At 66.0% G+C, this 2967-nt stretch carries 2 protein-coding genes and 1 pseudogene; all 3 read right to left on the bottom strand.

Annotated features, from left to right (window positions below; genetic code table 11):
- Nucleotides 1–265, bottom strand: a pseudogene (locus ACIQ3R_RS16915) (flagellar assembly protein FliH); the annotation flags it as partial.
- Nucleotides 265–1293: a flagellar motor switch protein FliG gene (gene fliG / locus ACIQ3R_RS16910; protein WP_397420019.1), complete on the bottom strand. Its 1029-nt coding sequence runs from the start codon at nt 1291–1293 to the stop codon at nt 265–267. The gene fliG and the pseudogene ACIQ3R_RS16915, both read right to left, overlap by 1 nt.
- The gene (gene fliF, locus ACIQ3R_RS16905) at nt 1293–2915 is read right to left on the bottom strand and encodes a flagellar basal-body MS-ring/collar protein FliF (RefSeq protein WP_397420020.1); all 1623 of its coding nucleotides are present in this window, start codon (nt 2913–2915) and stop codon (nt 1293–1295) included. Before fliF ends, fliG begins: the two co-directional genes overlap by 1 nt.
- Nucleotides 2916–2967: the final 52 nt, after the last annotated feature.

Below are 2967 nucleotides of genomic sequence, written 5' to 3'. Positions count from 1 at the left end.
CCGCGCCGAGCCGATGTTCATGCGCCACCTCGGCCAGTCTGGGCAGGGCGCGCCCGCAGGCGTCGGCGATCCGGGCCAGCGCCTCAGCCTGCCGCGCGGCGACGCTGGCCAGAGCCGCGCGCTCACCCTCCGCGCGGGCCTCAGTGCGGAGCTGTTCGACTTCCTCGGCCGGGAAGAGCCGGCGCGGGCGCGGCGCGGCGCGGGCGATGTCCCCGGTGGCCCCGAACACGGTGTCGAACCCGAATTTCTGAACGGCTGTGCTCATCAGTAGATCAGCTCATCGTCGTTGCCGGAGCCGGCCAGCATGATCTCGCCCTTGTTGGCGAGATCCTTGGCGGTCTGGACGATCGACATCTGGGCCTGGTCGACGTCCTTGAGGCGGACAGGGCCCATGCTCTCCATGTCGTCGCGCATGATCTTGGCGGCGCGTTCGGACATGTTGGAGAAGAACATTTCACGCAGAGCGTCCGAAGCGCCCTTCATGCCCAGGGCGAGTTGATCCTTCTCCACCGTGCGCAGCAAGGTCTGAACGCCGCCGGGGTCCAGCTTGGAGAGGTCTTCGAAGACGAACATCAGGGCGCGGATCCGTTCCGCCGCCTCGCGGTTGCGTTCTTCCAGAGCGGTTATGAAGCGCGACTCCGTCTGACGATCGAAGGCGTTGAAGATGTCGGCCATCATTTCGTGGCTGTCGCGCTTGGAGGTGCGCGCCAGGTTCGACATGAACTCGTTGCGGAGCGTCATCTCGATCTTGTCGAGGATTTCGCGCTGCACCGGCTCCATGCGGAGCATCCGCATGACGCATTCGAGCGCGAAGTCTTCGGGAAGCGAGGCCAGGACCCGGGAAGCATGCTCGGGCTTGATCTTGGAGAGCACGACCGCGACCGTCTGCGGGTATTCGTTCTTCAGATAGTTCGCGAGGACCGACTCGCTGACATTGCCCAGCTTGTCCCACATGGTGCGGCCGGCGGGCCCCCGGATCTCCTCCATCAAGGCGTCGACCTTGTCGCCGGGCATGATCGAGGCAAGCAGCTTCTGGGTCTGTTCGTAGGAGCCCATGATGGAGCCGGAGCCAGACGCGCCCGTAAGGAACTCGACCAGGAGCTCCTCGACCACGCTTGAGGAGACATTGCCCAGCGACGCCATGGCCTGGGAGATTTCCTTGATTTCTTCCTCGTCGAGCGCCTGCCAGATCTTGGCGTGGTCTTCGCCGAGCGCCAGCAGGATGACCGCGCACTTCTCGGCCCCGTTGAGGCGTACCAGGTCGACGATGTTTTTCTCTGGCTTTTCAGACATCAGGTGGATTCGTGCAGCCAGGTGCGCAGCAGTGCGACCGACTCATTGGGATTCGCCGATACGAAGTCGCTAACCTTCTTCACCGTGTTGGCCCGGACCTGTCCGTCCACACGGGCGATGTCCATGGTCGCGCCGTTGTCCGGGCCGGGAAGAGCCAGCCGGGTGATGCTGCCGTCGGCGGCGATCTGCATCTGCTGGCCATCTGGAGTCACAACGATGCGGGTGACCTGTGGATCGCCTGCGATGGCGGGAACCCCGCCTTTGCCGCCCTTGCCGCCGGCTCCCAGGAGGGGACGGGCGACAAAGAAGATCATCAGGACGCCGACGATCGCCAGAACCAGCAATTCGACGCCCCGCATGATGTCGTTCTTGTCGAAGCCCATGAGCGGGTTGGCGGCCTCGGTGCCGCCTGCAGTGTCGGCGGTGGGGAAGCGGACATTGACGACGCTGACCTGATCGCCGCGTTCGGCGTTGAAGCCCACGGCGGTGCGGACAAGTTGCTCGATGCGCTGCATTTCCTCCGCCGAGCGGGGCGTGTAGGCGCCGGGCTTGCCGTCGGCTCCGGCCGGCGCGGTGGCGCCATCGACGGCCACAGCGACGGAGAGGCGCTTGACTGTGCCGGGCTCCTGAACCTCGGTGCGGACCGTCTTGGAAATCTCGTAGTTGGTCGTGGATTCCTGGCGGCCGCTGGTCGAGCTGTTGAGATTCTCGTCCGGCGCGTCTCCACCCGGGATGTTGGCGGCGACGGAGGCCTGGCCGGAGCCTGCGCTGTCCGCCTCGCGGCTGTTTTCATCGGTGGTCGACTCCGAGCGGATCACCTGACCGTCGGGATCGAACGTCTCCTGCTGCACGGTCACCCGTGACATCTCAAGATCGGCGGAGACGTTCACGCGGGCCTTGCCCGCGCCCACCATGCCCTCAATCAGGGTTTTCACCTGCTTGGCGATGCGCTGCTCGACCTCGGACTTGCGGCCGTCGGCCTCGGCGGCCAGGCCCACGTCGCCCCCCGACAGGGTCTTGGCGTGCTGGTCCACGACCGTGACCCGGTCAGGTTTGAGGTTCGGCACCGCGCCGGCGACAAGGTTCTGGATCGCCCGAACCTGATCGGCGCCCGGCTCTCGGCCCCCGACGCCGATGCTTACCGAGGCTGAGGGTTGCTCGGCCTCGGCTTCGAAGAGGTTGCGCTTGGGCAGCACAAGATGGACTCGCGCCGAGGTGACGCCCTCAAGGCTGCGGATCGTGCGCGCGAGCTCGCCTTCCAGGGCGCGCTGGCGATTGAGCTGCTGGACAAAGTCCGTCTGGCCCAGCGCGTTGGCCTCATCGAAGATCTCATAGCCGACCGATCCAGCGGTCGGCAGGCCTTTGCTGGAGAGCATCAGCCGGGTGGCGGCGACCTCGTCGCGCGGCACCATGATGGTGGAGCCGTCGCCCTTGACCTCGTACTTCACCCCAGCCTGATCGAGCGCCTGGGTGATCGAGCCGGCTTCCTTGAGATCGAGATTGGAATAGAGCAGCGCCTTGGGCTGGCCGAGATTCAGGAAGATCGCTGCGGCCACGGCGGCGAGGCCCGCGGCGACGCCCAGGATGGCGGCCAGTCGACCGACTCCGAACCCCCGCACCATCGCCGCAAACTGGTTCAAGACCGATGCGCCCTTCCACCCCCAGGCGGCGCGC

It is taken from the genome of Phenylobacterium sp. (genome assembly GCF_044371015.1).
Taxonomy (GTDB): domain Bacteria; phylum Pseudomonadota; class Alphaproteobacteria; order Caulobacterales; family Caulobacteraceae; genus Phenylobacterium.
This window is presented reverse-complemented; position numbering and strand designations above follow the sequence as displayed.

Bases quoted from the DNA above. Each gene is read 5' to 3' on its own strand.
- fliG (WP_397420019.1), bottom strand. From the start codon at position 1,293: ATGTCTGAAAAGCCAGAGAAAAACATCGTCGACCTGGTACGCCTCAAC.
- fliF (WP_397420020.1), bottom strand. From the start codon at position 2,915: ATGGTGCGGGGGTTCGGAGTCGGTCGACTGGCCGCCATCCTGGGCGTC.